General features: G+C 73.1%; 5 protein-coding genes. 4 read left to right on the top strand and 1 reads right to left on the bottom strand.

Going from position 1 to position 5,726, the window contains the following annotated elements; all coding sequences use genetic code 11:
* From F6X68_RS30045 to F6X68_RS30030, 4 genes are all read left to right on the top strand, one after another.
* Positions 1-554, top strand: a 554-nt coding sequence (locus tag F6X68_RS30045; protein WP_225852515.1) for a DUF2752 domain-containing protein, incomplete at its 5' end; no start/stop codon positions are given.
* 563 nt (positions 555-1,117) lie between these two features.
* Positions 1,118-1,861 carry an FAD-dependent thymidylate synthase gene (gene thyX, locus F6X68_RS30040; protein ID WP_151457408.1) on the top strand — a complete coding sequence of 248 codons (744 nt, stop codon included), beginning with the start codon at positions 1,118-1,120 and terminating at the stop codon, positions 1,859-1,861.
* 46 nt (positions 1,862-1,907) lie between these two features.
* Complete coding sequence (gene dapA / locus F6X68_RS30035; RefSeq protein ID WP_151457407.1) at positions 1,908-2,834, top strand: 4-hydroxy-tetrahydrodipicolinate synthase; 927 nt, start codon at positions 1,908-1,910, stop codon at positions 2,832-2,834.
* 52 nt (positions 2,835-2,886) lie between these two features.
* On the top strand, positions 2,887-4,575 hold the full coding sequence (locus F6X68_RS30030; RefSeq protein ID WP_151457406.1) for a ribonuclease J: 1,689 nt from the start codon (positions 2,887-2,889) through the stop codon (positions 4,573-4,575).
* A 175-nt stretch (positions 4,576-4,750) separates the two neighbouring features.
* Here the strand turns inward: F6X68_RS30030 and F6X68_RS30025 are convergent.
* The coding region (locus tag F6X68_RS30025; protein ID WP_151457405.1) for an LPXTG cell wall anchor domain-containing protein at positions 4,751-5,726 on the bottom strand (976 nt) is incomplete at its 5' end.

The raw sequence follows: 5,726 nt of genomic DNA, 5'->3' as shown, positions 1-5,726 counted from the left end.
CGCCCTATCCGCCCCACCCGGGTGCGCCCCATCCGGATCAGCCCTACCCCGGGGCGGCCTATCCGGGTTCGCCCTATCCGGGGGCGGCGGCCTACCCCGTCGCCGAGCCGGACCGGCTCACCCGCTTCGTCGTCCGCCTCTACGAGCGCTCCCCGCGCTGGGCGGTGCCGCTGGCCGCGCTCGGCTGTGTCGCCGCCGGCATCGGCTACGCGCTGATCAGCGACCCCACCCGCTCGGCGCCCGACGCCGCGCCGACCTGCCTGCTCAAGCTCACCACGGGGCTGGACTGCCCGGGCTGCGGCGGCACCCGCGCGCTCTGGTACGTGCTGCACGCCGACCTGCCGGCCGCCGCCCGGCACCACTTCCTCTTCGTCTTCGCGCTGCCCTTCCTGGCCTATCTCTTCGTCGCGTGGGCGGGCCGGCAGGCGTTCGGCTGGCGCCTGCCCGAGCTGCGGATCAGCTCCCGGGTGATCGGCGTCTTCCTGGCTGCCTGGCTGGCCTTCACGATCCTGCGCAACCTGCCCTGGGCACCCTTCACCTCCCTCTACGTCTGAGCCCAGCCGGCCGCCCTGCCCGCGTCGCCGGCCGCTCGCCCTGCCTGCGTCGCCGGCCGCGCCGGGCGTCACCGTAGGAGGCCGGGACGCCTCAGCCGTCTCGGGGTGTGCGTCCTGTCGAGCTGAGTCGTTTACGACATCACGCCGCCAAGGCCCTTCGCTCTGCGGTCAGGCCGATTGGCGGCGGGTGTGGCCGGTCGTGGTGCGCGCTGAGGCCGCACTCGGTCGGGCTTGCCGGCGGCGGGGCGTCCGACCGAGGTCGCTCCCGAGCGCCCGCGGTCGGCCCGGCGTTTCCACGACTCGTCGCTGCTCGCCGATGTCGTGAACGATTCAGCTCGACAGCGCGCGGGAGGGGACGCCGGCCGGCCGTGCGCCAGGCCCGGCGTCCGACAGCGGAACGATGCGCGCCCCGCGTGTTCGATCACCCGGCCGCGTGATCGACAGCTCAGCCGGGTGATCGACAGTGCACCGTCATCGACATTGCACCGTGATCGACGTTGCACCGGGCGAGCCTGGCTTGGGCGGGCCGGGGCCACGCCACTACAGTCCCAGGAATGCCGGAGATGGTGCAGCCCCAGGTCAAGCTCGTCGCGTGGACGCACTTCGAGGCCCCCGACGACGTGCCGTGGTCGACCGACGCCGAGGGCGGCCAGGCCCTCGCGGAGTTCGCCGGCCGGGCCTGCTACCAGAGCTGGAAGAAGCCGAACCCGGCCACCGCCACCAACGCCGGCTACCTCGCGCACATCCTGGAGGTCGGCCACCTGAGCGTGCTGGAGCACGGCTCGGTCAGCTTCTACTTCAGCGGGGTCTCCCGCTCGTTCACCCACGAGCTGATCCGGCACCGGCACTTCTCGTACTCCCAGCTCTCCCAGCGGTACGTGCCGGAGCGCGACGCCGCCATGGTCGAGCCCTCGGTGATCGCCGACGACCCGGAGCTGCACAAGAAGTTCGTGGAGGCCGCCGAGGCGAGCGTGCGCGCGTACAACGAGCTGCTGGAGGGGCTGGAGCGGCGCTTCGCCGACGTGGAGAACGCCACGCTGCGGCGCAAGCAGGCCCGCCAGGCGGCCCGCGCGGTGCTGCCCAACGCCACCGAGACGCGCATCGTCGTCACCGGCAACTACCGGGCCTGGCGGCACTTCATCGCCATGCGCGCGACGGAGCACGCCGACGTGGAGATCCGCGAGCTGGCGGTGGAGTGCCTGCGCCAGCTCCAGGGCGTCGCCCCGAACGTCTTCGCCGACTTCGTCATCTCGGCCCTGCCCGACGGCACCGAAGTGGCGGCGAGCCCGCACGCCGAGCTGTCCTGAGGGCTTCCCCGGCGGGGCGCCGGTGGTCGTCCGCTAGGTTGGTGGCATGACGCACGACCACCCTGACACGCCCGCCCGGGCGGTGTCCCGCCCCTTCGGGCGAGTCCTCACGGCCATGGTGACCCCGTTCACCGCCGACGGCTCGCTCGACCTCGACGGCGCCGCGCGGCTCGCCAGCTACCTGGTCGACGAGCAGGGCAACGACGCGCTGGTGGTCAACGGCACCACCGGCGAGTCGCCGACCACCACCGAGGCCGAGAAGGAACAGCTGATCCGGGCCGTGGTGGGAGCCGTCGGTGACCGCGCCAAGGTCGTGGCCGGGGTCGGCACCAACGACACCCGGCACACCATCGAGCTCTCCACGGCCGCCGAGAAGGCGGGCGCGCACGGCCTGCTCGTGGTCACGCCCTACTACAACAAGCCGCCGCAGAGCGGCCTGCTGCGGCACTTCACCGCCGTCGCGGACGCCACCGGGCTGCCGGTGATGCTCTACGACATCCCGCACCGGGCGGGCGTGCCGATCGACACCGAGACGATGGTGCGCCTGGCCGAACACGCCCGGATCGTCGCGGTGAAGGACGCCAAGGGCGACCTGACCGCCACGAGCTGGGTCACCAGCCGGACGAACCTCGCCTTCTACAGCGGCGAGGACTCGCTCACCCTGCCCTCGCTGGCCGTGGGCGGCGTGGGCGTGGTCGGCACCTCGACCCACTTCACGGGCGCGCTGACCAAGCAGATGATCGAGGCGTACGACGCGGGGGACACCGCCACCGCGTTGAGCCTGCACCGGCGGCTGCTGCCGCTGTTCACCGGCATCTTCCGTACCCAGGGCGTGATCCTGGTGAAGGCGGGCCTGGCGGCCGCCGGGAAGCCCGCCGGGCCGGTGCGCGCGCCGATGGTCGACGCGACCGACGACGAGATCGCCCAACTCCGCGCGGACTGCGCGGCGGCGGGCCTGGAGCTGCCCGAATGATCGAACGACACGACGGACGCCGAGTGACGGCGTCGCAGAATGAGGTGGACGCGTGACCGAGGCGCACATCGATGCGGAACTTCCCCCGCCGCTGCCGGAGGGTGGGCTGCGGATCATCCCGCTCGGCGGGCTCGGTGCCATCGGTCGCAACATGACCGTCTTCGAGTACGACGGCAAGCTGCTGGTGGTCGACTGCGGGGTGCTCTTCCCCGACGTGGAGCAGCCCGGGGTCGACCTGATCCTGCCCGACTTCGGTCCGATCCTGGACCGGCTCGACGACGTCCAGGCGATCGTGCTGACCCACGGCCACGAGGACCACATCGGCGCGGTTCCCTACCTGCTCGCGCACAAGCCCGACATTCCGCTGGTCGGCTCCCAGTTCACCCTCGCCCTGGTCGAGGCGAAGCTCGCCGAGCGGCGGATCCAGCCCTACACGCTGACCGTGCGGGAGGGCGGCCGGGAGCGGCTCGGCCCGTTCGAGTGCGAGTTCTTCGCGGTCAACCACTCGATCCCCGACGCGCTCGCGGTGGCCATCCGCACGCCGGCCGGCCTGGTGCTGCACACCGGCGACTTCAAGATGGACCAGCTCCCGTTGGACGGTCGGATCACCGACCTGGCCGGGTTCGCCCGGCTCGGCGCCGAGGGCGTGGACCTGCTGCTCTCGGACTCCACCAACGCGGAGATCCCCGGCTTCGTCACGCCCGAGCGGGAGATCGGGCCGGTGCTCGACTCGATCTTCGCGAAGGCCAAGGGGCGGATCATCGTCGCGTCGTTCGCCTCGCACGTGCACCGGGTGCAGCAGGTGTTCGACTCCGCGGGCGAGCACGGCCGCAAGGTCGCCCTGATCGGCCGGTCCATGGTCCGCAACATGGGCATCGCTCGCGACCTCGGGCTGCTCAACATCCCGGCCGGGCTGGTCGTCGGGCTGGAAGAGGCGACGACCCTGCCGCCCGAGCAGATCGTGCTGATGTCCACCGGTTCGCAGGGCGAGCCGATGAGCGCCCTGGGGCGGATGGCCAGCGGCGACCACCGGCACATCACCATCGCCCCCGGCGACACCGTGGTGCTCGCCTCCTCGCTGGTGCCCGGCAACGAGACCTCGGTCTACCGGGTGATCAACCGACTGGCCCGGGCCGGCGCCGTGGTGGTGCACAAGGACGTGGCCAAGGTGCACGTCTCCGGCCACGCCCCCGCCGGCGAGCTGCTCTACCTGCTCAACGTGGTCCGCCCGAGCAACCTGATGCCGGTGCACGGCGAGTGGCGGCACCTGCGCGCGCACGCCCGGCTCGGCATCGAGTCCGGCGTCGCCGCCGACCGGGTGGTGCTCTGCGAGGACGGCGACGTCGTCGACCTCGTCGAGGGCCGGGCCAGCCTGGTCGGTCACGTGAAGAGCCGCTACGTCTACGTCGACGGCCTCGCCGTCGGCGACGTCAGCGAGTCGCTGCTCACCGAGCGCCGGATCCTCGGCGACGGCGGATTCATCGCCACCACCGTGGTGGTCGACTCGGTCACCGGCAAGGTGGTGGGCGGCCCGACCCTGTCGGCGAAGGGCTTCTCCGAGGACCCGGAGGCGTTCAACCCGGTGATCCCGCTGGTCACCGAGGCCCTGAACCGGGCGGCCTCCGACGGCATCACCGATCCGCACCAGCTCCAGCAGATCGTCCGGCGCACCGTGGGACGGTGGGTGAACGACGCGTACCGCCGTCGGCCCATGATCGTCCCCACCGTCGTCGAGGTCTGACCCCGCGCCGCCGCGACGCCCGCCCGCACCCCGTGTGCCGGCGGGCGTCGCCGTGTGGCGGGCCGGTCCGGGGGCGCACCCCTGCGGCACCGCGACCGGCCGGCCGCCGACATCCCCGTGCACGTCGGCGACCGACCCGGAGCCCATCCGGAGGACCGGCCCCGGCCAGCGGAACTCAGCGGCGGCCGAGCCGGCGGCGCAGCAGCAGCAGGCCGGCCCCGAGGGCCAGCAGCGCCGCACCGAACAGGGCGTACGTGGTGCCGGCCGGACCGGTGCGGGGCAGCCTGGCCCCGTCCCCGGCGGGCGTCGCCGGAGCCGACGTGGCGCTCGGAGCCGACGTGGCGCTCGGCGTGGACGTGACGCTCGGCGTCGCCGCCGGCGGAGTCGTCGGGGCGCCGCCCCCCGTGCCGCCCGGCACGGGCACGGTGACCGAGGTGTCCTTGTTGGTGTACCGGTTGGTGGGCGCGAGATACAGGCGGATGCTCCCCGCCCTCTCGCTGACCGCGAGGCGGATGTGCACCGTGTCCGTGGCGCCCGCCTTCAGCTCGCCGGACCGGATGATCTCGCAGCCCTTGCCGGCCATCCGACCGCTGTCCGAGCACAGCGGCCAGATCACCTGCACACCCTTCGGGGGGACGACGTTCAGCGAGTAGCCGCCGAGGGTGAAGGTGCCGGTGTTGCGTACCCGGGCCGTCACCCCCATCGACGCGTCGACGACCGGGCTGGCGGTGGCCCGCAGCCGCAGCGACGTCCGGTCCGGCCAGTTGACGCGGAAGTCGGTGGGGCCCTCCGTGCCACCGGCGGCGTCCCGGCCGGCGACGGACCCCCAGCTGCTCACGCCGAAGACCGGCTCGGCCGCCGTCGCCCTCAGCGCCAGCCGGTACACCTGCCGACCACCGGCCGGCACCTGCGTGCCACCGCAGACCCAGGCCTGGGGCGACCCGGCGCCGCGGCAGTCGCCACCCGAGGTCACGGTCAGCCCGGCCGGCAGACGCAGGACGAAGAAGCCCTTCGCCGCCGCCTTTCCGACGTTGCTGACGGAGACCTCCAGGGGCCCCGCCGGGTGCCACGGGTCGCCGCTGAGGAAGACCAGATCCGGCCGGGCGACGATGGTCGGCTCGGCGGCCGTGGTCGTGGTCGGGGTGGGTGTG

The sequence above is a fragment of the Micromonospora sp. AMSO12t genome (assembly GCF_008806585.1).
Classification (GTDB): domain Bacteria; phylum Actinomycetota; class Actinomycetes; order Mycobacteriales; family Micromonosporaceae; genus Micromonospora; species Micromonospora reichwaldensis.
This window is presented reverse-complemented; position numbering and strand designations above follow the sequence as displayed.

Coding starts and splice junctions, on each gene's coding strand:
- thyX (WP_151457408.1), top strand. CDS start 1,118: ATGGTGCAGCCCCAGGTCAAGCTCGTCGCGTGGACGCACTTCGAGGCC.
- dapA (WP_151457407.1), top strand. CDS start 1,908: ATGACGCACGACCACCCTGACACGCCCGCCCGGGCGGTGTCCCGCCCC.